The organism is Streptomyces sp. NPDC025784 (assembly GCF_055558435.1).
Genome location: NZ_JBVHMN010000009.1, coordinates 17,743 through 43,209, shown reverse-complemented (window position 1 = coordinate 43,209; position 25,467 = coordinate 17,743). Strand labels below are relative to the sequence as shown.

The following is a 25,467-nucleotide window of genomic DNA, read 5'->3' as shown; positions in this document are numbered from 1 at the left end:
CAGCCGCGTCCGTTCCCCGGCCTACTGCATCTGCCGTCGCACCAGTTCGTGCAGGCGCCCGCCGGTGTCCGCCAGCAACTGCGCGGGCGGGCCCTGCTGGGCGACCCGCCCGTCCTCCATCACGATGACGCGGTCGGCGTCCATCACGGTCGACAGACGGTGCGCGATCACGACGCGGGTGGCCCGCAGAGCACGTGTGCTCTCGATGACCGTGCGCTGCGTCTCGTTGTCCAGAGCGCTCGTCGCCTCGTCGAAGAAGAGGATCCTCGGACGCCGGATCAACGCCTGGGCGATCATCAGCCGCTGGCGCTGACCGCCGGAGATCGCACCACCGCCGGAGACGATCGTGTGCAGCCCCATCGGCATCCGCCTGATGTCCTCGGCCAGACCCGCCATCTCGGCCGCCGCCATCGCCTCCTCGGGCGTGTACGGCTCGGTGCCGCAGATGCAGTCCAGGATCGACCCGGTGAACGGCTGCGCGTGCTGGAGCACGACACCGCACTGACGGCGCACGGCCGACTGGTCGAGAGCCGCCAGGTCCTGCCCGTCGTACAGGACGCTGCCCGAGACCGGCCTGTCGAAGCCGATGAGCAGGCGCAGCAGCGTGGACTTGCCACAGCCGCTCGGGCCGACGATCGCCACGAACTCGCCCGGGCGGATCTCGAAGGACACGTCGTCGAGGACCAGCGGACCGTCGTCGGCGTAGCGGAAGGAGAGCCGCCGCGCCTCCAGGCCCCCGGACAGGACGCCCGGGCGCGTGTTCGCCGCGCGCACCTCCGGCGCCGCTTCGAGCACCGGCTTGATCTCCTCGAACATCGGCAGCGCGGCAGCCGCCGAGACGAACGCGCCGGTGATCTGGGTGACCGAGGTCAGCAGCATCGTCACCGACGTGCTGAAGGTGAGGAAGTCCGCCGCCGACAGCGAGCCGCGGGCCGGGCCGGCGAGCAGCATGAACATCAGCAGGGTGCACAGCGGCAGGTAGACCGCGCCCATCACCGTGTTCAGGTTCTTGATGCGGCCCACCTTCTGCTGGAGCTCGCGACTGCGCGCGAACTCGCCCGCCCAGGCGGCGTACGCGTAGTTCTCCGCCGCCGCGACCCGCAGCTTGGGCAGCCCCCGCAGGGTCTGGAACGCCTGGTTGTTGAGCTTGTTGCCGAGCACGACCAGGCGGCGCTGCCAGCGCACCTGCCACAGCCCGAGGCCCAGGAACCCGGCCGCGATGACGACCAGCATGGCGATCGCGGCCAGCGCCATGGGAACGCTGTACCAGAGCAGCAGCCCCAGATTCATCGCGCCGACCGTGCCCGCCTGCATGAGTGTCGGGCCGACACCCGCGAGCAGGCGGCGGATGCCGCTGATCCCCATGGCGGCGCTGGCGAGTTCGCCGGTCGACCGGGATGTGAAGAACTTCGTCGGCAGGCGCAGCAGCCGGTCCCACACCGCCGGCTGGAGCGTCGCCTCGATCCGTCCCTCCAGCCGCAGGATCGTGAGGTTCTGCAGCAGCATGAACGCCGCCGACACGACGCTGGTGAGCATCAGGGCCAGACACACCTGCACGATGAGGTCGTGCTGGGCCTTCGGCACGTACTCGCCGAGCACCTTGCCGGTCGCGATCGGCACCAGGGCACCGATCGCGACAGTGACCAGGCCGCTGATCGCGAGCCCGCGCAGATCCCCGCCGGTCCCGCTGAGACAGAACCGCAACAGCCCGAACGGGCTCGGCGTCCGCTCCGGCAGCGGCCGGTAGAACATCACCGCCCGCGGCTCGAACTCCGCCGCGTTGGCCTTCTCGACGGGGGTCTCCCGCCCGGAGGACGGCTGCACGGCCACATAGCCGCCACGCCGCCACAGCAGGGCGACCGGCGCGCCGGACACGGCCCGGTGGCCCACCAGCGGGCCGATGTTGTCGCGCCACCAGCGCCCGTCCAGGCGCACCGCACGCGTGCGGATCCGCGAGGCGAGGGCGATCCGCTCGACCGGGTCGAGCCGGTCGCTCTCGGTGCCGCTCTGCGCGGGCTCCGCGAGATCGATGCCCGCGGTGCGGGCGACCAGCTTGCACGCCGCGTACGTGGCGTCCGCGTCGGCGGCGGTCGGACGCTTCGCCGACGACTTGCCGATGGAGGCCAGCAGGGTCCGGTCCGCCTGGGCACGGACCGCCTCACCGGCCTTGATGCCGGCCGCCGTACGGTCCTCGTGGCTCGCCTCCAGCTGCTCGATCCAGCGGTCCAGCGTGGCCAGCAGCCGGTACTGCTGGTCGACCATGCCCTGCCACACGCCGGGGTCCATCAGCAGATCGGCCGCGGCCTCGGCGCCGTACAGCGAGCCGTACTGGACGCTGCCGGGCGGCACCTGCATCCAGAAGACGTCCTCGTCCGTGAGCGCGGCGGCGTTCTCCGTGGCCATCGGGGCCTGGAAGAGAATGGACAGACTGCGGCCGACCCCGAGGGCGAGGGCGTACTCCAGCGGGCTGGACGTCGGAGGCACGTACTGCGGGTTGCCGTACTCGTCGTAGGACCAGGTCTCCGTGTTGACGGGCTGGTACAGCTCGCGCAGCACGATCCGGTGCACCACACAGTCGCGCAACGGCCGCCCGACGAGCGTGTGCTGGGGGCCCGCGACCGGGCCGAGCAGCAGCGAGCCCGCTTCGAGCCGGCCCAGATGGTGCCAGTGACCCTGCTGCACCGCGTCGACGGCGAACAGGTCCATGGCGCCCGCGGCGACCAGCCACAGCACCTGCGGACCCTCCAGGTCCAGCCGGTTGAGACCGGAGCAGTCGATCGGCGTGCCCATGCCGCCGAGTGCCCCGAGGACGAGGTCCCCCTCGTGGACGCCCTCGTGAACCGTGGTCATCTCATCGCTCCTTGACCAGCTCGGCGTACGGGCCGCCGGCCGCCACCAGGGCGTCGTGCCGCCCGCGTTCCACGATCGTGCCGTGCTGGAGGACCACGATCTCGTCGCTGTCGCGCACCGTGCTCAGCCGGTGCGCGATCACCACACAGGCGCAGCCGCGCTTGCGCAGGTTGTCGATGACGAGCTGCTCGGTCTCCGCGTCCAGGGCGCTGGTCACCTCGTCGAGCACCAGGATGCTGGGCCTGCGCACCAGCGCCCGCGCGATCTCCAGACGCTGGCGCTGGCCGCCGGAGAAGTTGTGCCCGTCCTGCTCGACCCGGCTGTGGATGCCGCCCGGCCGGCGCGTCACGACGTCGTACAGCGCCGCGTCCTGGAGGGCGGACACCACCGCGTCGTCCGGGATCGACGGGTCCCACAGTGCGATGTTGTCGCGCACGGTGCCCTCGAAGAGGAAGACGTCCTGGTCGACGAAGGAGACGGAGGCGGCGAGCGCGCCGCGCGGGATGTCCTCCAGCCGCTGCCCGTCTATGCGGATCGTGCCCTCCCAGGGGGCGTACAGGCCCGAGATCAGCCGGGAGACCGTCGACTTGCCGCTCCCGGAGCCGCCGACCAGCGCGACCTGCTGGCCCGGCCCCACCGTCAGCGAGAATCCGCTGAGCAGCGGCTTGTCGAGCGGGCTGTAGCCGAACGTGATGTTCTCCAGTTCGACATGGCCGTGCAGCCGGCGGGTGGACTCGCCGGTGCCGGGGCGTGCGTAGAGCGGGTCGGCCTGGAAGTTCTCCACGTCCTTGAGCCGGGCGACGTCGGCCGCGAAGTCCTGGATGCGGCCCGCGACACCGTTGAGCCGGGTGATCGGCGCCGTGAAGCGGGTCACCAGGGCCTGGAAGGCGACGAGCAGGCCGACGGAGATGTGCCCCTCGACGGCGCGCAGCCCGCCGATCCACAGGATCAGCGCGGAGTTCAGCGTCGCGAGCGTCGGCGCGACCACCCCCAGCCACGCGCTCGGCACACCGAGGCGCTGCTGCTCCTCCAGCGTGGTGGCGTGCTGCCCGGCCCACTTGCGGAAGTAGCCGTCCTCGCCGCCGGTCGCCTTCATCGTCTCGATGAGCTGGAGCCCGGTGTAGGCCGTGTTGGTCAGCCGCGCGGTGTCCGCGCGCAGCTTCGCGGTACGCGTCGCGCGCATCCGGACCACCACGCGCATCGCCACCACGTTGAGCAGCGCGACACCGATCCCGACGGCCGTGAGCTGCGGGTCGTACGTGTAGAGCAGCACCGCGTAGAGCACGACCACGATCGCGTCCACGCCCGCCGCGGCGAGGTCGCGGGCCAGTGTCTCGGACACCGCGTCGTTCGACTGGAGCCGCTGCACCAGGTCGGCCGGACTGCGCTGGGAGAAGAAGGTGACGGGCAGTCGCAGCAGGTGCCGCAGGAAGCGGGCGCTGCTCAGTGTCGAGGAGATGATGCGCCCGCGCAGCAGATTCGCCTGTTGCAGCCAGGTCAGCAACACCGTGAGCAGCACCGAGGCGCCCATCGACGCGAACAGCACGCCCAGCAGCGAGGTCTGGCCGCCGATCAGATACGTGTCGATGTAGGTCCGGCTGAGCGCGGGCAACGCCGCGCCGACCGCCACCAGCAGGAGGCTCGCCAGCACGGCCGCCGGCATCGTGCCCGAGGTGCCCCGCAGCCGGGCCGGCATGGCGCCCAGCACCCCGGGCCTGCGCCCGCCCCTGCGGAAGTCCGGCCCCGGCTCCATGACCAGGACGACACCGGTGAAGCTGGTGTCGAAGTCCTCCATGGGGACGAAACGCCGTCCCTTGCCGGGGTCGTTGATGTGCACGCCGCGCCGGCCGAAGCGTCGCCCCATGCCGTCGAACACGACGTAGTGGTTGAACTCCCAGAACAGGATCGCGGGCGCCTTCACCTCGGCGAGGGCGACCGTGTCCATCTGCATGCCCTTGGCCGTGAGGCCGTAACTGCGGGCCGCCTTGAGGAGGTTGCTGGCGCGGGAGCCGTCCCGCGAGACACCGCACGCGATGCGCAGCTCCTCGAGCGGTATGTGCCGGCCGTAATGGCCGAGCACCATGGCGAGGGAGGCCGCGCCGCACTCCACGGCCTCCATCTGGAGCACGGTGGGGGTGCGCACCGTCCTGCGCCGCCCCTTGGGGACCGGCCGCTTGGGCGCGGGCGCGCGGCGTCTGCCCCGCACCGGCGGGGGGAGCGTGTCCTGGGGAGCGGTCACGGCAGGAGCCAATCGACGGGTCGCTGATCGGCCATGCGGATCGAACCCGTGGCCAGGGTCATGGAGGTGAGCGCGTACGGCGGTCCGTCCGCCGAGGACCACTTCAGGCCGCTCTTCGTGGCGGACGAACGGTCGAGGCGCACCAGGACGGCCACCGGGCGGCCCTTCTTGGTGAACTGCTCGCCGAGCTGGCTGTCGCCGAGGTAGGCCGCGATCTGCTGCTGGGTCTGCACCGTCCGGCCGACGGACTTCACATGGCCGCGCAGCACTCCGTACTGCTGGGTCGGCACCGACTGGACGCTGAGGTCGACGGCGGCGTTCGCGGGAATGGTGGCGGCGTTCTCGGCGGGGACGTAGACGGTCGCGTAGAGCGGGTCGTCCGCGTGGGCGACCTTCTCGACGGCCGCGACGTTCGCGCCGGTCGAGATGATGGCGCCGATGGTGGCGACGAGCCCGGTGATCCGGCCCGCGGCGACGGTACGGACGACGGCTGTCTCGCCCTGGGCGGTCCGCACCTTCAGCACGGGGGCGTTCGCGGGGAGCCGTTCGCCCTCCTTGGCGAGGACCGCGGTGACCTGGCCGGCGACGGGGCTCTGCAGCACGTAGCTGCCCTGCCCGTGCGTGAGGACGGCCGGTGCGCCGACCGTGGAGGTGACGGTGCCCGTGACGGCCCAGACGGAGGCCGCCGCCATGGCGACGAGCGTCACGGAAAGGACGAGCCAGCCCTGCGGGCGGGCGAAGCGCACCGGAAGGTCGAGCTCCTCCGGCGACTGCAGCTTGGCGAGGGCCTGTTGGCGGAACTGCACGGGACTTCCCTCACCTGTTCGAGAGGTTCACGGCATCCGAGAGTCCCGGAACCGGGAAGCGGTTCCGGGACTCAACGGTGTGAAACGGGATCAGAGACCCGCGACCAGGCCGGTGACCGGGGCGGTGTTCAGGCCGGTCACGCCCTCGACGGTGCCGACGGCCGTGCCCACGAGGCCGGAGACCGGGGCAACGCCGTCGACCAGGCCGGTCACGGTGCCGACAGCGTTCAGCGCCAGGCCGCCGGAGACGTTGTCGAGGTCGGCGTCCGAGATCTCGGCGGTCTCAACACGGGGGGTGGAGTTCATGATGGAACTTCCCTTCGTATGGATATTTCATAAGGGGGGAGCGGCCCCCTCTGGGGACAGATGACGGCCGCCGCCGCGGGGCTGCGACACCCGTTTCCAGGCGTCGGTCGCGACCTCCGCGGTGCAACGGATCAAAGCACGGTCGCGGGGCACGCTTCCAATCAACCAGGGCTCTCACCTGGGAACTTGAGTGCGTGACAGGTTCAACCGTGCAGGTGTGCGCACGTCTTTGCGGCGACTTCTTCACATGCTGCGCGGCATCCATTCGTGCACGCGCTTGCCGTCCGTGGACCGAATGGGACAGTCCCGTCGCAATGGCGCGGAGGGGGGCGCGCGGCTGTGCAGATCTCTCGCACGCGGTGACTTGGTTGCGTAATGGATGTGCAGATTCGCTGAAGCCGGGATTCCGCTCGTGCGTGAAGACGATCCGTTACTGATCGGTGGCGGAACGTGTCGGCGGGTTCGCGGGCGCGTTCGGCCGGGCGAACGGGCGTGTGCCGCGCGGCCTCGGGACGGTGTGCCGCGCGGCGTTCTGCCGGATGCCGCGCGGCCCTGGGAGGGAGAACGGGGCCGGCTCTGTGGGGGGTGCGCGGCTCCGCGAGGGGGAGCGGCGAGTGGGGTCGGTGAGGGGGAGCGGCGAGTGGGGTCGGTGAGGGGGCGCGCGGCTCTGCAAGGGCGGCCGGGCGGTCCCGTGACGGAGTGTCGGTCGGGGCTCCCGGCCGCCGGCATGCTCAGCCCAGCAGCGCGTACACCGTGCTCGCGCGCGCGGCGACCTCCCCGGACCCCTCGGCGGCCATCGTGATGTCGGCGAAGGCCATACGGCGGCCGAGCTTGGTGAGGACCGCCTCGACCAGGACGTCCGCGTCCGTCACCGCCCGCTGGAAGCTCGTGGACTGCTGCACCGTCGTCATCGGGACGAACGCGCCGCGTGCCGCCGACACCGCGATCACGGTCGCCGTGTCGGCGGCGGCCATCAGCGCCTGCCCCGACAGGGAACCGCCCTCCCGGGACAGTCGCGCGGACCACGGCAGCCGCAGGACGGCGCGGCGGTCGCCCAGCTCCGCCACGGACAGGCCCAGATCCAGGACCCAGGGGGCGAAGTTGTCGTCGAGGATCTTGTCGGCTTCGGCAAGGTTCAGCGTCATACGGGGCATTGTTCCCCGACTCGCTGGCCGAAGTGGCCCTTTGCCTGGCATTCCGCGCCTTCGAGTCGCCTGGATCCTGCCATTTGCAAAGGCAGTTGAACGCCACCGGCGGCACACGCGTATCAACCACCATCCAGGCGCCCCCCAGTCAGCTGCCGGACGGCGGCATCGACCCCGTCCCCAGGAGGTCAAGAGTTGAGTCACAAACGGATACCCAAGCGCAAGGCCGCCATCGCGGCGGGAAGCGTGGCGGCGCTCGGAGCTGCGGCCCTTCTGCTGCCCAACGCCAACGCGTCCCAGTCGAACGGGGACGACGCCACCCCGAGGACGTTCAAGGCGGGGGATGTCGCGGACGTCGCCTCTCAGCTCGCTTCGCAGCTGGGCCAGTCCTTCGCGGGCTCCTACTACGACGCGGGCAAGCAGCAGCTCATCATCAACGTCGTCGGTAACGACAGCAACGTCGTCAACCGGATCGAGAAGGCCGGCGCGGTCGCGAACGAGGTGCAGAACAGCACGGCCGAACTGAAGGCCGCCGCCAGAACGCTCAAGACGGACGCGACGATCCCCGGCACCGCGTGGGCCGTCGACCCGAAGACCAACGAGATCCGCGTCACCGCCGACTCGACCGTCACGGGCGGCAAGTGGGACACCCTGGAGTCGACCGTCAAGGGTCTCGGCTCCGGCGTGGCCACCATCAAGAAGTCCGCCGGCACCTTCAAGACGTTCGTCGACGGCGGCGACGCCATCTTCGGCGGCGGTGCGCGCTGCTCCCTCGGCTTCAACGTCACCGCGGGCGACGGCAGCCCGGCCTTCCTGACCGCGGGCCACTGCGGTGTGGCCGCGGCCCAGTGGTCCGACTCCCAGGACGGCGCGCCGATCGCCACCGTGGACCAGGCCACGTTCCCGGGCGACGGCGACTTCGCCCTCGTCAAGTACGACGACCCCAACACGCAGGCCAACAGCGTGGTCAACGTCGGCAACGGCCAGTCCGTCGAGATCACGCAGGCCGCGGACGCCACCGTCGGGCAGCAGGTCCTCCGGATGGGCAGCACGACCGGTCTCAACGACGGCAACGTCACGGGGCTGGACGCCACCGTCAACTACCCGGAGGGCACGGTCACCGGCCTCATCCAGACCGACGTCTGCGCCGAACCGGGCGACAGCGGCGGCTCCCTGTTCACCCAGGACGGCAGCGCGATCGGTCTGACCTCGGGCGGCAGCGGCGACTGCACCAGCGGCGGCGAGACCTTCTTCCAGCCGGTCACGACCGCGCTCCAGGCGGTCGGCGCCACCCTCGGCGCCGGCGGCGCCGGAGCGGGCGACGCGGGTGCGGGTGATGCGGGTGCGGGTGATGCCGGGGCCGGTGACGCGGGTGCCGGCACGGTGGACCCGAGCGCGGGCGCCGGCGATCAGTCGGGCGCCGGTGACGAGGCCGGTGGCGCGGCCGACCAGACCGGCGGCGGCGAGCAGGCCGGTGCGGGCGACCACGCCGGCGGGGCCGCCGACCAGAGCGGCACCGGCATGGACGACGGCTCGGGTCTGGTGAGCTCGCAGCCCTGACCCGGACGGCGAGCAGCCCCGTCGGTTCGGGAACACGAGAACCCCTGACGGCTGACGGTCGTGGACCACGAGCACCACCGACCCTCCGGGGACACGGGAACCACTGACCGGCGGGGGACACGGGAACCACTGACCGGCCGGGAACAGCCGTCCCGGCCGGCGGTGACAGCGGTCCGGCCCTCCGGCGGGAGGGCCGGACCGCTGCGTGTACGGGTACCCCGCGGAGTCCGCCGCCTCAGTCGTGGTCCCGTGCCCGCAGCAGGAGCAGCGCCACGTCGTCGAGCCGTTCCCGGGACTCCGTCCCGCCGTGCCGTACGAGGCTGTCCGCGAGCGCGTCGAGCGGCTGGTCACCGGTCTCGCCGAGCCGCCGGCCCAGGTCGGCGAGGGAGTCCTCGATGTCGACGCCGGGCGACTCGATCAGTCCGTCGGTGTAGAGCGTGAGCAGCGAGCCGGGTGCGAGGGGGACCTCCGTCGTCGGGTACCTGGCGTCGGCGTCGATCCCGAGCAGGGGCCCGCCGGCCAGGTCCAGCACCCGGACCTTCCCGTCCGGCCGCCGCAGCAGGGGCGGCGGGTGACCCGCGCGCGCCATGACGGCCACCTCGCGCGCGGGGTCGAGGCTCAGGTAGAGACAGCTGGCGAAGAGGTCGACGCCCAGGTCGATCAGCAGCCGGTTGGTGCTGCGCATCACCTCCTCCGGCGGCTGGCCCACGGTCGTGTACGCGCGGACGGCGGTACGGATCTGCCCCATCAGACCCGCCGCGGTCACGTTGTGCCCCTGGACGTCGCCGATCACCGCCGCGGCCCTTCCCTGGGAGGGCACCAGGTCGTAGAAGTCCCCACCGATGTCCATGCCCCGGGCCGCCGGGAGGTAGCGGGCCGCCGCGTCGATCGAGGGCAGCACGGGCAGCGAGTGCGGCAGCAGCGCCTCCTGCAGACCGTGGGCCAACTGGTGCTTGGCGTCGTACAGGAGGGCTCGCTCCAGCGCCTGCGCGACGAGACCGCCCAGACTGGTCAGGACGGCGCGCTCGTCCGCGGGGAAGGGGTGCGGCTGCGCGTACGCCAGGACGCAGGTGCCCACCGGCCGACCCGAGGCCACCAGCGGCAGGTACGCCCACGCGGCCATCCCGTCGGGCGTCTTGCTCCGGGCCGGGTAGAGGCGCTCCAGCTGCGCCCGCGAGCCGAAGAACGCGGGAGCCCCGGTCTTCAGCGCCTGCGTCCCCGGCGTCGGGGCGGTGAGCGGCACCCCGTCGATACGGTCCACGACCCGCGGGTCCGGGTATCCCCGGTGCCCGAGCACGTGCAGCCGCCCGGCCCGTGCGGCGAGGACGATCAGCGCCTGGCTGCCGACCGCGGGCGCGATCTCGTCCGCGACCAGCTGCACCACGTCCTGCACGCCCGCCGCCTGGGTGAGCGCGCTCGCCAGGCTCAGCACGTGGGAGATGGTCACCAACCGCGGCGTGCCGTCGCCGGGCTGCGGGCCGGCCCGGGTCATCTCGGACACCGCGCGGGCCCGTGAGATCCGTACGCTCAGACCGGTCGTGCTCGGATACAGCCGGAACGACAGCCATTCGCCCGGCGGCCGCAGCGCCACGAACGAGGTGACGTGCTGGCTGAGCAGCGCGGCACGGTAACGGTCCTCGTACACCGGGTCGTTGAGCCACGGCACGGACGCCCACAGCTGGGTGCCCAGCAGCCGGTCGACCGGCAGGCCGAGCAGCTCCGCCGTCGCCGGGTTGGCGAAGCTGACCCGCCCGTGCAGGTCGAGCGCGCACAGCCCGTACGGCAGCCGCGCCACCATGCGGGTCGCCTCCAGCGTGCCGAGGGTGTCGGCCATGGTTCCCGCGGACGGTGTCAGCAGGTCCGGTTCGGGGGGCACCGGCCGGCGTTCCTTGGCGGCACGCTCCAGGCGCAGTGCGAGCCGGTCGCAGGCGGCGGTGAGCTGGACGCGTTCACGGTCGGACAGGTCCGGCGGATGCGAGCCGGGCCAGGTCACGAAGACCGCGCCGTACGCCGTGTGCTCGGTGACCACCGGCATCGCCGCGAGCGCGAAGGGATAGGGAAGCACCACGGCGATCCGGGGATAGCGGCGGGCCATCTCCTCCTCGCCGCACACCCAGATCAGCCGCCGGTTCCGCACGGCCTCGGCCACCGGGATCGGCGCGCTCAGCCCCACCCGCTCCCACGGAGCCGCGAATGCCCGGGGCAGCCCCGCCATCACGGCCATCTCCAGCACCGGCTCGTGGTCCGCGAGCAGGTACACCGCTCCGGAGTGCGCGTGGACGTCGTCCATCATCGAGGTCAGCGTCAGCGACAGCAGTGGGCGTCCGACCGGCGCCGGCCTGCTCGCCGGTGCCTGCCTGGCCCCCTGCCAGTCGGACACGCCGACCACCTCCTCGCGGGGCCGTACGACTGCTCAGGTGACCAGGCTCTCTCCTGGCGGCGTATCGCGCACGGCGAGCGTGCCCGGCGGGTGGGCGCGGCTGTACCCACGACGGGCGCGGCCATGCCCCCTGCTTCGAAGCAGGAGGTGGCGCGTGGGTGCTCCCCATGCGCCCCCGCGCACCCTCTTGGCCGGTTCTTCGCGCCCATGAACGGTCGCGAACGCCAACAATGGGCACGCGCTCAGGACGACAACGCCGTCGATCGGTCACCTGGAGGAGCCGACGTGATCCGGGTACTACTCGTGCACGACGCATGTCTGGTGCGGCAGGTACTCGCGGAATGGCTGCGCCGAACGCCCGACCTCGGGGTGTACGACACTCCGTGGCGCAGCGCGCCCGGCCACGTCCGCTCGCTCGGGCCGGACGTCTGCGCCGCCGATCTGGACTGCGCCGACACGTACGGCATACCGCCGCTCGCCGAACTGTGCGGGCGAGGAGCGGGGTCCGCGGCGCCGCGGCTTCTCGTGCTTGCCCGTGCGAACAGGCCCGGCCTGCTCAGGCGGGCCGCCGAGGCGGGCGCCCTCGGCTATGTCGACAAGGAGGGCTCGCCGGAGCGGCTGGTGTCGGGGATACGCCGCGTCGCCGAGGGGGAACGTTTCGTCGACGACTCACTGGGCTTCGGGTTCCTCAAAGCGGCGCAGATGCCGCTGACCCGGCGCGAGCTGAGCGTGCTCTCCCTCGCCGCCGCCGGAGCCTCCATCGCCGAGATTGCGGGAAATCTCCATCTGTCCCACGGGACCGTGCGCAACTACATGGCGGCGATCACGCGCAAGACCGGGGCCCGCAACCGCATCGACGCCATCAGGATCTCGCGGGGCGAGGGGTGGCTGTGAGCCCGCAGGCCCGCCGCCGATCAGGTCGCGGTAGAGCGACGAGCGATCCAGCAGGTCCTCGTGCGACCCGATGTCCACGCGCCGTCCGTCCATGACCAGCACGCACCCGGCACGACGGGCCGAGCCGGCACGGTGGGCGACGACCACGAGCGTGCCACCGGGACGCGCGGCGAAGGCGCGCTCCGCACGTTCCTCCGCCACCGGATCGAGGTGACAGGTCGCCTCGTCCAGCAGCGCGAGCGGTGCGTACGAGAGATACGCCCTGGTCAGCGCGATCAGCTGGCGTTCGCCCGCGGACAGGGCGGCCGGGTCGACCTCGGCCGAGGGACCGCCCAGCCGGTCCAGCAACCCGTCCAGCCCGACGGTCCGGACGGCCGCCCGCAGCTCCGCCTCCGGTACCGGGTCCGGCCGCAGGTACCCCAGGTTCTCGGCCAGCGTTCCCGTGAAGACGTAGGCCTCCTGGGGGATGAGGACGCGTCGCCCGGTGGCCGCCTCGCCCCGCACCGGGTGGCCGTGCACCCGGATCTCGCCGCGCATCGGCTCCAGGAGCCCCGCGACGAGGCCGGTAAGTGTCGACTTGCCGATTCCGCTGGGACCCACGACGGCCAGATGCGTCCCGTGGGGGAGCCGCAGGTCGAGGTTCTCGATGACGGGAGCGCTGCCGGGACCGTAGGCGAAGGTGACCCCGGTGAGGTGGAGGGCGGCCCCGGTGGTGTCCTCCGGCGCGCACCCGGCGCGGCTCGGGCCCTTTCGCGCGGGACCGGTGCGGCTCGGGTGCTGACGCACGGGCCCGGTGGGTTCGGCAGGATCCGGCCGGGGCCCGCGGGCCCCGCGGGGCCGCGGGAGCGACGCCGGGGTGGCCGGAAAGGACGGTGCGGCCGGTGCCTCGGGCTCCGTCGACACGGCGGGCGGGGCCAGGCGCTGGAGGACGACGGCCAGGCGGGAGCCGCTGGTGCCCAGGCCGTGGACCAGATTCTGCAGCGCGGGGAGCAGCGACTGGGCGACACAGGAGAGGGCGCCGACGAGTGCGCCCGCGGTGACACCGTGCGCCAGCAGCCACGGGGCCGTGACCAGCAGCAGGACGAGGGGGAGCTGCCCGCCGACGGTCAGGGACGCCACGCGCAGCACGCCCCAGCGGGCCAGCGAACGGGCCGCCCGCGTCTCGGAGTCGACGCGCGTACCCAGCTCGGCGCCCACCCGGGCCTCCGCGCCGGCCGCGGTGACGTCCCGCAGCCCCGCGCACACGACGCCCAGCCGGGAGGCGAGCTCCTCGTCCGCGAGGAGGAACGTCCGCTGCCGGCGCGCCAGCGGACGCAGCGTCACCACGAACAGGGCCACTCCGGCCGCCAGCGGCGGCGCGACGACCAGCAGGAGCAACGGGTCGAGCGAGCACAGCCCGACCAGCGCCCCCGTGGACGTGAACAGGAACGAGCGCGAGACCATCACCAGACCGGCGAAGGTGTCCCGGGCGATCTCCACCTGCTGGGTCAGCCCCGACAGCGCCGCGCCGTCCCCGTCCCGCACGCCCCGCCCCACGACGTTCCGTACGAGCCCGTCCCGGAGGGGTTCGACCAGCGCGGCGACGGCCCGGTACACCCGGCTCGTGCCGTACGCCCCGGCCAGCACGGCGAGTGCGGCGAGCGTGAGCCAGCCGAGCCCGACGTCCGAACGCCCCGCCAGGTACCCGTCGTCCAGGGCCCGCGCGGGCGCGTATCCCATGAGGAAGGTCTGTCCGGTCTCCACCACCGACCAGGCGGCCAGCCGCACGACCACGGGCCACCGGGCGCCCAGGAACCGCAGCCCGCGCCGGTAGTCGCGGGTCACGGCCGCTCCTCCCCGTCCCGTGCCGCAGGGGAGGTCCGGCGCGCGCCGCCGTCCCGGTGCCGTCCGGCGGCGAACAGGTCGCGGTACCCGGCCAGTCGCCACAGCCGTTCGTGTGGTCCGTACGCGCGGACCCGGCCACCGTCCAGCCACACCACCGCGTCGGCCCGCGCGGCGGTGGACACCCGGTGCGCGACGATCAGCCGGCTGCTCCCGGGAGCGGGCCGGAACAGGGCCTCGGCGATGTGGTGCTCGGTGACCGTGTCGAGGCTCGACAGGGCGTCGTCGAGGATCATCAGGCGGGCGTCCTGGGCGAACACCCGGGCGAGGCCCAGGCGTTGGGCCTCGCCACCGGAGAGCGGGGCATCGGCGCAGCGGGTGGCGTACCCCGCGGGCAGCCGGCGCACGAAGGTGTCCGCGCGGGCCGTGCGGGCCGCCGCCACCACCCGGTCCCGGGACGGCGCGGGCAGGGCGAGGCCGATCGTGTCCGCGACGGTGTCACCGAGCAGGGCGGGGCGTTCGAAGGCGTGGCCGACCGCTCCGCGCAGCTCGTCGCGGGTCAGTTCGCGCAGGGGCACCCCGTCGAGCAGGACCTCACCGTCGTCCGGATCGGCCAGCCGGCCCGCGAGCGCCGCGAGCAGCGACTTGCCGGACCCGGACCGACCGACCACGGCCAGCGTGGACCCGCCCGGGACGACCAGGTCGATCCCGTCGAGCACGACACGCCCGGCACGCCGGACGCTCACCCCGCGCAGCTCCAACCGGCCTTCCCCTGAAGGAAGTTCACTGCTTCCGTACGGGATCGGCGGCTCCTCCAGCAGCTCACCGAGCCGCCGCGCGGCCGCGCGCGCTCGGACCAGCCCGGACAACTGCCCGACCAGCACGCCCACTCCGGTGGCGAGCACCGCGTACCGGGACGCGGCGAGGACGTCACCGACCGACAGTCGGTGGCGTACGAGCAGGACACCGGCGACGGCCAGCACTCCGATCTGCAGGAGCGGGGCGACGGCGACCGCCTGTGCGGCGGCGCGCCCCTGGACCTGCCACATCCGGCGGCCCTCCCGGGCGAGTTCGGGCAGCGGGCGCAGGATCCGTTCCGTCTCCCGGCCGGCGGTCCCGCCGGCGGCGATCGTACGGAACCCGCCGAGCGCCTCGGCCAGACCCGCCGCGATCCGGCCCTGGGCCTCCTGGTAGCGCGCCACGCAGCGCGACGAGTCGCGGGCGAAGGCGCGCAGGAGCAGCGTGAGCACCGGGGCTCCCGCGAGGAACACCGCGGCGAGCAGGGGATCGACGAGCCAGAGCGCCCCGACGGCACCGAGGGGGGCGGCCAGTGCGGCCAGCAGCGCGGCGGCGGTGGCGGGCGCCGTCCCGGCGTGGGCGGCGTTGCCGACCAGGCGTGCCACGAGATCACCCGGTCCGAACCGGCCCGCGGCCCTCGGTCCGACGGCCAGCACGTGCCCTGCGAGCAGTGTGCGCAGCCATGCGGTGCCGCGGGCGTTCGTGGTCGCCGAGAGGACCGTCTCGACGGCGTCGAGCACGGCGAGCAGCAGGACGAGGGCGGCACACGCGAGTACCCAGGGGGTGGCCCGGCCGCCGCCGGGTCCGGTGAGCAGGAGATCGACGGCCCGGCCCAGCGCGGCCGGCAGCAGCAGGCTCGCGGCCGCGGCGGCCGTGGTCGTGAGGAAGAGGGCCGTGCAGCGGGCTCGGCTCTGCCGGGCCGTCGCGCGCGGCAGCCGGGCCGCGGAAGTCGTACGGATGTCGTCCGGAGTGGTCACGCGGCGGAGCCCCTCGCATTCCCGGCGCGGCGAAGGACCCCGGACGGCCCCTCCCCACGGAGGGGAGAGCGCCGCCCGGGGCCGTGCCCGCGCAGTGACGTCAGAGACAGAGCAGCACGCTCGCGGCGGAGATGCAGGAGAGCAGGCTCACCGTGCTCGCGCCGCCGCCGCCCGTGTGCTCGTCGGACTCCATCGTCTGCAGGTCGAGAAGTGCCATCTCGTGTCCTTTCCCTTGGTCGGGGACGGGGTGTCGGGCCACGGCTCCGCCACGTCGCGCAGCCGTGTGTGGTTCACGACTCCGTCGTGTCGCGGAGCCGCGTGCGGGGGCCGCCGTCGAGCGGCGGCAGGAACGGCAGTCCGGAGGGGACCTCGTCGCCCAGGGCCGCGCCCAGTGCGAGCAGGCACCCTGCCGTTCCGGTGCCCAGGTCCATGGAGAGCCGCATCATCTGATGTCCGGGGAAGGCCAGCCGGCCTCGGTACGCCATCGCGAACCAGCCGAGCCCCGCCACCTGTTCGGCGAGCCGCTCGGGGCGGGCCCCCGGCACGTCGGTGCGGCCGAGGTGCAGGATCATCCCGGCGCGGCCCTGGAAGAGACCCGGCTGCGCGTAGAACCGCGAGGTCGCGGCGGTCAGGACGGCGGCGCGCGCCCGCTCGAACTCCGGCGGCGCGCCGTCGGGCGCGAGCGCCGCGTAGTCGTCGAGGACCATGCCCAGCCCGGCGCTGCCGTCCCCGAGATAGGGGAGCGTGCGCCAGCCCTCGTCGACCTCCAGGCCGCCGCCCTTCTGGACGACACAGCGGTCCAGGTCGAGCCGCAGTGCCGCGGCGGCCGCGTCGAGGAGCCCGGGGTCGCCGGTGGCCTCGTACCGCCGCAGCAGGAACAGCGCCGGGCCGCTCGCGCCGCGCAGCAGTCCGGCGCGCCGACGGGGAGCGTCGGGCCGTGCCTCGGCCAGCCGTCCGACGAGCAGGTCCGCGGCCTGCGCGGCGTGCCGTCCGAGCTCCGGTTCGCCGGTCGCGCGGGCCAGATGACCGAGGACCAGGCCGAGTCCGGCGAGTCCGCCGTGCAGGCCGGACGACAGGTTCTGCCATCGTTCCGCGAGGATCCGCTCGACCAGGTCGAGCGCCCGCCGACGGTGGCCCAGCCGGTCGAGGACGTACGCGACGCCCGCGAGCCCGTCGTACAGGCCGAGCGGGGTGCCGACCGGCGGGGGATCGGTGTGGTCGAGCAGCCAGCGCTCGCCCGCCTCGTAGCGGCCCGCCCCTGTCACGGCCAGCGCGTACAGCACGCCGGCGGCTCCGTGCGCGAGTCCCAGCCCGCCGCCGTCGGAGAACTGCGCGATGTCCCCGGGGAAGAGCCGGTCGTCGCGTTCCGGAGTGGCCGACGCCAGGATCGCCGCGGTCATCGAGTCACGGCTGCGGGGCCAGTCACCGGGGTCGGGGAGCGAGGAGACCGGTCCCCGGAGGGAAGCCGCGGACGGAGGCGCGCCCGCCCCTCGCTCCCCGGGGACCGGCGTGGACGGGCCGGCGTGGTCACCGCCGCTCCCCGCGCCCGGCGCGCGCCGGCCACGATCGTCGTCCGTCGTCCCGGAGACGGCCTCCGCGGGGGCCCGACGGCCGCGATCGTCGCCCGTGATCTCGCGGACGGCCTCGGCCAGGAACTCCTCGGGCACGTCCGGGAACTGCCCGGCGATCACCTCCGCCAGATGGGCGGCCTTGTGACGGTCGACCACGAAGAGCGTGGTGACCGGCATGAACAGCGCGAGCCGCAGACAGGCCAGCGCGTACCGGTCCACGGCGGCGCCCGTCCGGTCCGGCGGCGCGAAGAAGCCCGGGTGCGCGACCACCTGACGGCCGTTCTCCTCGACCGGAGCCGCGGCCTCGAAGTCCAGCAGGCACACGGACTCCTCGTCGGGCGCGACCATGATGTTGAAGACGTGCAGGTCGTTGAAGACGATCCCGCGCCCGTGCACCGCCCCGACGGCCGCCTCGACGGCACGGTGGATGCGCAGCGCCCACGCGGTGTACGAGGCGACGGCCGCCGGGTCGGGTTCCGGGGTGAGCAGCGGGTGCCGCTCGGCGAAGTACGCGTTGAGGGGCCGCCCCTCGACGAAGTCCATGACCAGGAAGCGGTGGTCGCCCAGCGTGAACCAGTCCCGTACCTCCGGCACCACGCCCAGCCCGGACACCCGCTCCAGCGCGTACTTCTCCCGCTCCAGGCGGGCGATCGCGTCGGCGCCGTCCGCGGCGAGCCCGGCGTGCGGCCGGCCCTCCTTCAGGACGACCTTGCGCCCGTCACGGACGTCCGTGCCGGCGTACACCCCGCCGCCGTTGGAGAAGTGCAGGGCCTTCTCGATGCGGTACGGCAGTTCGCCGACGGTCGTCGTGTTCCGGGCCGCGAGCTGCGGCTCCAGGAAGGCGGGCAGGGTCACCCACTCCGGTACCTGGAACGAGGGCTGCCGCCGGTCCGGCACGAGCCGTCCCCCGCCGTCGCGCACGGCCGGGACGAGCGTGCCGCGCTCGTCGACGACGAAGGAGCGCGCGAAGGCGCCGTACCGCACGTAGAGCGGCCCCTCGTTCCAGCGCAGGTCGGTCAGGACGTACGGCCCCTCGAAGCCCTCCAGCAGGTCGCCGAGTTCGCGCAGCAGTTGGTGGAGCCGCTCGTCGTCCGCCGGATAGACGGTCACGAACTTCCCGCTCGTGTCGCGGGCGGCGTACTTGGCGTTGCGCAGATGCAGCAGATGCGGACCCGGCACGAACTTGAAGGGGATCTGCCGGGGCACGCAGTAGTCCCACACGATCCGGGCGATCTTCTCCGCGTTGTCCCGGGTGGCCGAGACGTGGACCTTCCAGCCCTGGGCCGGCCCCGGCAGCGGAGCGCCGTCCCGGTCGACGGGCGTCAGCGTCAGCCAGTCGCCGATCCGCGCCGCGCGCCAGCCCGCCGGCACCTCGCGCATCGCCGCCCGGTACGCGGGAGCCGCGCTCCCACCGCCGCCGGACAGCCGGTCCGGAGTCTCGTAGAAGTGTCTGTCGGCCAGCGCGTAGACCTCGTACCGCTTGTCCATGCCATGTCCCCCTCGGCCCTGTGCCACCGAGCCTTCCAGCCGGCCGGGGGCACGGACAGTCACGCCTGTCACCAGACCACCGTGCGGAACGCATGCGTCAAGACCTGTTCGAGCGCGTTCGATCGCCGGGGTCCCGGCGCAGGCCCGACAGGTCCGGAACGGTCACAGGGGCTGCGCGAGCGCTCCGGAAGCGCTGTAATGACGGACGTGGTCAGTGAGGGCGCTACGGGACGCAGAACGCGAACGCCGCGTGCCGAACTTGCCCTCAAGACGCTCGCCGCCGATCTGGACCCGCGGGAGCGGCTGCGCCGCGTCCTCGAACAGGCGCTCGTCTTCACCCCCGCGACCTTCGTCGCCGTCTACGCGCCGGGGCCGGGCGGTGACGAACTGCACCTCGCCGAGTCCGCCGGAGTGCCCAGAACGCTGTACGGACTGCGCGACCGCTACCCCCTGTCCGACGGATCCCCGGCGGCCGAGGCACTGCGCTCCGGCCGGCCCCGTCTCCTCGGGCCCGGGGAACTCGCCCGCTGCGCCGACGCCCCGCGGCTGACGTCCCAGGACATCTCGCTCGCCGCGCACCCCCTGCGGGACGGCGGCTGTCTGATCGCCGTCACCGAGGACCAGGACGGCTTCGGCGGCGAGGACCGCGACTGCCTGGGCCTGGTCGCGGACGCCGCCGTCTGTCCGCCGCCCGCCGAGGCCGAGGGCGCCGAGGAACTGCCGACCAGCCAGTTCAGCCTCTCCATGGACACCGGGCACGTCGAGGTCGACGACGACGTGCTGCACCTGTTCGGACTGGACCCCACCGACTTCGACGGCAAGGTGGAGACGCTGCTGTCGATGACCGTGCCCGAGGACCTGCCCTCACTGATGTCCACAGTGGAGGCGGACCACATGTCCATCGGCGACCGGGAGCTGGAGTTCCGCATCCTCCAGCCCTCCGGCGGGCACAAGTGGCTCCGGATGCGCGCACGACTGCTGCCCGCGGCCGAGGGCGGCTCCGCGCGCCTCGTCGGCACCGTCTCCGACGCCTCGAAACTGCGGGCCGGCGTCAACGACGTGACGCGCGTCCAGCGGCTCGCCGCCGCCCTGGCGACCGCCGGCACCGTCCGGGACGTCGGCAAGGCCGTGGTCGCGGCCCTGCGCAAACCCCTCCAGGCCGACCGGATCGCCCTCGCGGAGCTGGAGGGCGACCGCCTCGTCGTCACCGTCCTGGACCCGCCCGAGCCCGAGTACTGGCCCGAGCTGTGGCGCACCGAATGGCGCACGGAGTGGCCCGACGCCCCGGTCCGCGCGATGCCGACGCTCGCGACCGCCCTCAACGAGGGCCGGCTGGCGGTCTGGCCCGCCGGGGCACCCCTGGAACCCGCGCTCGCCGAGGTCGGCCCCGGCGGCCTCGCCGTGCTGCCGCTCCCCGCGGGCGGACGCATGGCCGGAGCCTGCCTCATCGGCTGGGACACCCCTCACGAGTTCAGCCCCGAGGAGCGCGCCCTGCTCACCGCGTCCGCGGGACTCGCCGGCCAAGCCCTCGTGCGCGCCCACGCCTTCGACGCCGAGCACGAACTGATCGGCATGCTCCAGCGCACCCTGCTCCCGCGCCGTCTGCCACGGCTGCCGGGCGCGGTCGCCGTCGCCCGCTACCTGCCGACCACGGCGGGCCTGGAGGTGGGCGGCGACTGGTACGACGTGATCCCGCTGCCCGACAACCACGTCGCCCTGGTCATCGGCGACGTCCAGGGACACAACGCGTCCGCCGCGACCCTGATGGGCCAGATGCGCACGGCCCTGCGCGCCTACGCCGTCGAGGGCCATCCCCCTGACGTCGTGGTCTCGCACGCCAACCGGCTCCTGATGGACCTGGAGACCGACCTCTTCGCCACCTGCTGCTACGTCGACGTCGACATGGAGGAGGGCTCCGCCTGGTACGTCCGCGCCGGGCACCTCCCGCCGGTGCTGCGTCACCCGGACGGCAGTACCGAGGTCCCCGAATCGGAGACCGGGCCCCCGTTGGGCGTCGTCGCGCAGGCCGACTTCCCGATGAGCCCGCTGCGTTTCCAGCCCGGCACGATCGTCGCGCTGACCACGGACGGGCTCGTGGAGTCCGTCGAGATCGACATCGAGGACGGCCTGGACCGGCTGGCCAGGGGCCTCGCGGCGTCCGACCCCGGCCACCTCGGGCTCGTCGCCGACGGACTGCTGGCCCACGCCAACCGCAGCGACGACGTCGCCCTGCTCCTGATGCGCTACGACGGCATGGCCCGGCGCCCGCTCCGCGAGAGCTGGACCATCTGGCGTGTCCCCGAAGCGGTCCGGCACGCCCGGCGCTTCACCAAGCGGACGATGCGGTCGTGGGGCGTCGACGACGAGATCGACGCCGTGCTCCTCGTCGTCTCCGAACTCGTCACCAACGCGCTCGTCCACACCGGCGGCCAGGTCAGACTCGACCTCACCCTCATCAACCACCGGCTGCGGATCGCCGTCGCCGACAACTCGCCGCGCACCCCGATCAAGCCCACCAGCATCGGCTGGGAGGCCACCGGAGGCCGCGGCATCCTCCTGGTCGAGGCGATGTCGGCGGCGTGGGGGACGGTGCCGGTGAGCGGCGGCAAACAGGTGTGGAGCGAGATCCTGCTCGGTGAGTGACGGGCGCGGAGGGAGTGCGTCTGTCCGACGGCGGGTGGCCCGCGGACGGTGTGCGCATGATTCCTGGTCGGGACACGTGGAGGGCGTGCGCCTGCCTTTCGGTGGGTCCGCCGTCCGCCGTCCGACGCGGGTGCGGTGGCCCGTGGACGATGTGCGCGTGCTTCCCCGCGGGTGACACCCTGGCTGCGTGCGCCTCCTGCTGATGTCCGACACCCACCTCCCGAAGCGGGCGAGACAGCTTCCCGCCGCGCTCCTGGCCGAACTCCCGCGCACCGACGTCGTCGTGCACGCGGGCGACTGGGTGGACACCGCCACCCTGGACCTGCTGGAGGACCGCTCCCGCACCCTCATCGGCGTGTACGGCAACAACGACGGACCCGCCCTGCGCGCCCGCCTCCCCGAGATCGCCCGCGCCGACCTGGGCGGCCTGCGCCTAGGAGTGGTCCACGAGACCGGTGCCGCCAAGGGCCGCGAGCAGCGCTGCGCCGACCGCTTTCCCGACCTCGACGTCCTGGTCTTCGGGCACAGCCACATCCCCTGGGACACGACCGCGGCGACGGGTCTGCGCCTGCTCAACCCGGGCTCCCCGACGGACCGCCGCCGCCAGCCCGACTGCACGTACATGACCGCGACGGTCACGGACGGGCGGCTGGCCGAGGTGACCCTGCACCGGCTGCCGCCGCGCACGCCGGGCTCCGGGAGCTGAGCCGCCCGGCCGACGGCACCGCCCGGGGCGAGCGCGGCAACCGGTCAGTGGCGCCGCGCCCGCCGTCGTATGCGCAGGAGCACCAGGACCGCCACGACGGCCGCGGCGACGGGCGCGAGACGTTTGACGACCGGCACCCCCGCCGTGCCGAACAGGTCGATCGGCTCCGCCTCCGGACGCGCCGTCACCGCCGGCCCGTCGAACCGTCCGGCCCCGGCGGGCGGGGCGGCCCCGGACCCGGCGGCGGAGCCGAGCCCGGCCTCCGATGCCGCCGGCCCCGGGACCGGTGACCGCTCCGCACCGCCCAGCCGTTCCGCGAGACAGTCGGCGAACCGCCCGACCAGCCTGTCGCCCACCTCCGCCAGCACGCCCCGCCCGAACTGCGCAGGCCGTCCCGTCACCGTGAGATCGGTACGGACCGACACGAGCGTGCCGTCCGCCCGTCCGTCGAGCGTGCCCGTGACCCGGGCCCGTGCCGTGCCCTGGCCGCGGGTCTCCTTGCCGGTGGCGACCAGCACCAACCGGTGGGCCTCCTCGTCCTGTTCCTCGAAGACCGCGCTGCCCCGGTACGTCAGGGTGATGGGCCCGACCTTGACCTTCACCGAGCCGGTCACGGTCTTGCCGTCGTACTCCTCCACCGTCGTGCCCGGCATGCAGGGGGCGACGCGCTCGATGTCGAGGAGCGCGTGCCACGCCTCCTCGACCGGAACGGGGACCGTGAACTCGTGGTGCAGCTCCATCATTTCCTCCTGGACCGGAATCGCGCGGAGCCCGCCGGGACCCGGCTACCTCGGATGAATCGCCCCGGCCGTCGCCGTGAGGGGCGTCCCGGTGCCGCCCCAGCGCAGCGCGACGATCTCCGCGGCGACGGACACGGCCACTTCCTCGGGCGTGCGCGCGCCGAGGTCGAGACCGACGGGTGAACGCAGCCGGGCCAGTTCACCCTCGGTCAGGCCGGCCTCGGCCAGCCTTTCCATGCGTTCGTCGTGCGTACGACGGCTGCCCATCGCGCCGATGTACGCGGCCGGCCGGCGCAGGGCCTCCTCCAGCAGGGGCACGTCGAACTTCGGGTCGTGGGTGAGGACGCAGATCACGGTGCGTGCGTCGGTCGTCGTCCCGCCCAGATAGCGGTGCGGCCAGTCGACGACGACCTCGACCCCCGGCGGGAACCGCTTCGGCGTGGCGAAGACCGGGCGCGCGTCGCACACGGTGACGCGGTAGCCGAGGAAGTCGCCGATGCGGGCGACCGCCGCCGCGTAGTCGATCGCGCCGAAGACCAGCATGCGCGGCGGCGGCGCGAAGGAGTGGAGGAAGACGCTCACCGCGTCCTCGCGGCGCTCGCCGTGCGGGCCGTAGTGCCGCTGTCCGGTGGCGCCGAGGGCCAGTTCGCCCCGCGCGTCGGCGGTGACGGCGACGTCCAGGCCGGTCGTGCCGAGCGAGCCGGCCACCCCGGCGGCCCTGGCTGTCTCCGCGTCGGACCGCGCAGCCGCGCCCGTGCCCGCACCCGCGCCCGAGCCCTGCGCCACCGCCGCCCCCGAGTCCGACGCCGGGCTCGGTTCGGATTCGGTGTCCGGCCACACGGCGAGCGTGGCGCCGCGCGGCGCCGGTCCGTCGATCACCGTCGCGACGGTCACGGGGCGGCCCGCGGCCACCGACTCGGCCACCGCCGCGAAGGCCGGGTCGTCGGCCGGCGACACCCGGCGGACGAGCACCGTGATCTCGCCGCCGCAGGTGAGCCCGACGGCGAACGCGTCCTCGTCGCTGTATCCGAAGGTCTCCAGCCGCGCCTCGCCCGACGCGACGACCTCCCGCGCGAGTTCGAAGACCGCGCCCTCCACACAGCCGCCGGACACACTGCCCACGACCTCGTCGCCGGGACCGACCGCCATGGCCGCGCCGGGGTCGCGGGGCGCGCTCCGGCTGACCGCGACCACCGTGGCGAGTCCGAAGGGGGACCCGGCGGCGTACCACTCGTGCAGCGCCGGGAGGATCTCACGCATCGTGCGCTCCCTCCACCGTGGGACACGTCTCCCTCAAGGGTCCGCTCCTCTCACCACCGCCGCCAGACGCTCCAGCGCGGCCAGGCTGTGCCCCTCGACGAACGCGTCCACGCTCGGCAGCGCGGCCGCCATCCCGGCGGCCAGGGGTGCGTAACCGGGGCGGGCCTTGCGCGGATTCGCCCAGATCACCCGGTGCGCGAGCCGGTGCAAGCGTCGCATCTGCCCCGCGAGCAGGGCCGGATCGCCACGCTCCCAGCCGTCCGAGAGCAGCACCACCACCGCCCCGCGCGCCATGCCGCGGCTGCCCCAGCGGTCGAGGAAGCCTCGCAGCAGTTCGCCGAGCCGGGTGCCGCCGCGCCAGTCGGGCACGGCCGCGGCGAGGGCCGCCATCGCCGTGTCGGGATCGCGGTGCCCGAGTTCCCGTGTCACCCGGGTCAGCCGGGTGCCGATCGTGAACACCTCCGTGCGGGTGCCGCGCGAGGCGGCGTGCGCGAACCTCAGCAGCGCGTCCGCGTACGGGCCCATCGAACCGCTGACGTCCACGAGCAGGACGATCCGCCGCGGGCGCTCCACCCGGGTGTGCCGCAGCAGCCGGGCCGGTTCGCCGCCGCGCCGCAGCAGCTCCCGGACCGTGCGCCGCGGGTCGACGTCGCCGAGTCGCGACGGGTGCCGCCGGGCGGAGCGCCGCGTCTCGCCGCGCGGCCGGAACGCGGCCAGCAGCCTGCGCAGTTGCTCCCGCTCGGCCGCCGTCAGCCCGGCGATGTCACGATGGCGCAGTACGTCGGCCGGGTCGGCCCGCACGGGGGTGGGCACGGCGGCGTCCGGGCCGGACCGGGTCGCCCCACGCGGCAGGACCCCGGGGGCCCGGACGACCGTCCTTCGCCGGGGCGGCGGAACGGGGCGTGGGGGCCGGCCGCTCGTGTCCCGCTCGGCGAAGTACGCGGCGAAGACCCGGTCGTAGCGCTCCAGGTCGTCCTGGCTTCCGCAGAGGGTGAGCCGCCCCGCCCAGTACACGTCGAACCGTCCGGCCGGGTCGAGGAGGGCGAGCGCGCCGAGCAGGGCCTGCACACGGTCGGGTCCCGCGTCGACCCCGGCCGCGCCGAGAGCCCGCGCGAAGCCCACGAGCACCGCGGTGGCGTCGACACCGCCGACCGGTGCGCCCGACGGCGGGGCACCGGCACCTCCGGGAGCGTACGGGCGCCATGTGCCGGTGCCGCCGCCCGGCACGGCCTGCCGTCGGGGCCCGGCACGGCCGGCGCGCGGGTCGGTGCCGTCCACGTCGT

16 protein-coding genes and 1 pseudogene are annotated in these 25,467 nt (G+C 73.7%); 4 read left to right on the top strand and 13 right to left on the bottom strand.

Translation table 11 applies throughout. The annotated features are described in order from the left end of the window. Positions 1-21 precede the first annotated feature (21 nt). The 5 genes from ACZ4IF_RS21050 to ACZ4IF_RS21030 form a co-directional block, all read right to left on the bottom strand. Entirely contained in the window at positions 22-2,850 is a 2,829-nt protein-coding gene (locus ACZ4IF_RS21050) for an NHLP bacteriocin export ABC transporter permease/ATPase subunit (protein WP_467564877.1), read from the bottom strand. 1 nt (position 2,851) lies between these two features. Then, entirely contained in the window at positions 2,852-5,089 is a 2,238-nt protein-coding gene (locus tag ACZ4IF_RS21045) for an NHLP family bacteriocin export ABC transporter peptidase/permease/ATPase subunit (RefSeq protein WP_467564875.1), read from the bottom strand. Then, on the bottom strand, positions 5,086-5,895 hold the full coding sequence (locus ACZ4IF_RS21040) for a hypothetical protein (protein WP_467564873.1): 810 nt from the start codon (positions 5,893-5,895) through the stop codon (positions 5,086-5,088). The genes ACZ4IF_RS21045 and ACZ4IF_RS21040 overlap by 4 nt, the downstream gene beginning before the upstream one ends. A 90-nt stretch (positions 5,896-5,985) precedes the next feature. Next, positions 5,986-6,201 (bottom strand): type A2 lantipeptide, encoded by a 216-nt coding sequence (locus ACZ4IF_RS21035; RefSeq protein ID WP_345652421.1) that lies wholly within the window; start codon positions 6,199-6,201, stop codon positions 5,986-5,988. Positions 6,202-6,932: 731 nt separating this feature from the next. Next, entirely contained in the window at positions 6,933-7,346 is a 414-nt protein-coding gene (locus tag ACZ4IF_RS21030; RefSeq protein WP_028798595.1) for a PaaI family thioesterase, read from the bottom strand. Positions 7,347-7,541: 195 nt separating this feature from the next. Between ACZ4IF_RS21030 and ACZ4IF_RS21025 the strand changes: the two genes are divergently transcribed. After that, entirely contained in the window at positions 7,542-8,906 is a 1,365-nt protein-coding gene (locus tag ACZ4IF_RS21025; RefSeq protein WP_467564870.1) for a S1 family peptidase, read from the top strand. Positions 8,907-9,141: 235 nt separating this feature from the next. Here the strand turns inward: ACZ4IF_RS21025 and ACZ4IF_RS21020 are convergent, their stop codons facing one another. Continuing rightward, on the bottom strand, positions 9,142-11,295 hold the full coding sequence (locus tag ACZ4IF_RS21020) for a SpoIIE family protein phosphatase (RefSeq protein WP_467564868.1): 2,154 nt from the start codon (positions 11,293-11,295) through the stop codon (positions 9,142-9,144). A gap of 276 nt (positions 11,296-11,571) precedes the next feature. Here ACZ4IF_RS21020 and ACZ4IF_RS21015 point away from each other — a divergent pair, with 276 nt between their 5' ends. Next, the gene (locus ACZ4IF_RS21015) at positions 11,572-12,180 is read left to right on the top strand and encodes a LuxR C-terminal-related transcriptional regulator (RefSeq protein WP_467564866.1); all 609 of its coding nucleotides are present in this window, start codon (positions 11,572-11,574) and stop codon (positions 12,178-12,180) included. Positions 12,181-12,456: 276 nt separating this feature from the next. Here the strand turns inward: ACZ4IF_RS21015 and ACZ4IF_RS21010 are convergent. The 4 genes and pseudogenes from ACZ4IF_RS21010 to lanKC all read right to left on the bottom strand — a co-directional run. After that, positions 12,457-13,623 (bottom strand): annotated as a pseudogene (locus tag ACZ4IF_RS21010) (ATP-binding cassette domain-containing protein); the annotation flags it as partial. A gap of 377 nt (positions 13,624-14,000) precedes the next feature. Further along, positions 14,001-15,776 (bottom strand): ATP-binding cassette domain-containing protein, encoded by a 1,776-nt coding sequence (locus tag ACZ4IF_RS21005; protein WP_467564864.1) that lies wholly within the window; start codon positions 15,774-15,776, stop codon positions 14,001-14,003. A 100-nt stretch (positions 15,777-15,876) separates the two neighbouring features. Then, on the bottom strand, positions 15,877-15,993 hold the full coding sequence (locus tag ACZ4IF_RS21000) for a SapB/AmfS family lanthipeptide (RefSeq protein WP_028798592.1): 117 nt from the start codon (positions 15,991-15,993) through the stop codon (positions 15,877-15,879). Positions 15,994-16,066: 73 nt separating this feature from the next. Then, positions 16,067-18,835, bottom strand: coding sequence for a class III lanthionine synthetase LanKC (lanKC, locus tag ACZ4IF_RS20995; protein ID WP_467564862.1), 2,769 nt, complete (start codon positions 18,833-18,835; stop codon positions 16,067-16,069). 198 nt (positions 18,836-19,033) lie between these two features. Here lanKC and ACZ4IF_RS20990 point away from each other — a divergent pair, with 198 nt between their 5' ends. Further along, on the top strand, positions 19,034-21,478 hold the full coding sequence (locus ACZ4IF_RS20990) for a SpoIIE family protein phosphatase (protein WP_467564860.1): 2,445 nt from the start codon (positions 19,034-19,036) through the stop codon (positions 21,476-21,478). A 187-nt stretch (positions 21,479-21,665) separates the two neighbouring features. Then, positions 21,666-22,184, top strand: coding sequence for a metallophosphoesterase family protein (locus tag ACZ4IF_RS20985; RefSeq protein WP_467564858.1), 519 nt, complete (start codon positions 21,666-21,668; stop codon positions 22,182-22,184). A gap of 44 nt (positions 22,185-22,228) precedes the next feature. Here ACZ4IF_RS20985 and ACZ4IF_RS20980 read toward each other — a convergent pair whose 3' ends face one another. From ACZ4IF_RS20980 to ACZ4IF_RS20970, 3 genes are read right to left on the bottom strand one after another with little or no spacing between them, the layout of a single operon-like run. Next, positions 22,229-22,924 (bottom strand): SRPBCC family protein, encoded by a 696-nt coding sequence (locus tag ACZ4IF_RS20980; RefSeq protein WP_467564856.1) that lies wholly within the window; start codon positions 22,922-22,924, stop codon positions 22,229-22,231. Between the two features lie 45 nt (positions 22,925-22,969). Continuing rightward, positions 22,970-24,184: an XdhC family protein gene (locus ACZ4IF_RS20975; RefSeq protein WP_467564854.1), complete on the bottom strand. Its 1,215-nt coding sequence runs from the start codon at positions 24,182-24,184 to the stop codon at positions 22,970-22,972. 33 nt (positions 24,185-24,217) lie between these two features. After that, complete coding sequence (locus ACZ4IF_RS20970; protein ID WP_467564852.1) at positions 24,218-25,462, bottom strand: vWA domain-containing protein; 1,245 nt, start codon at positions 25,460-25,462, stop codon at positions 24,218-24,220. Between the last annotated feature and the right edge of the window lie 5 nt (positions 25,463-25,467).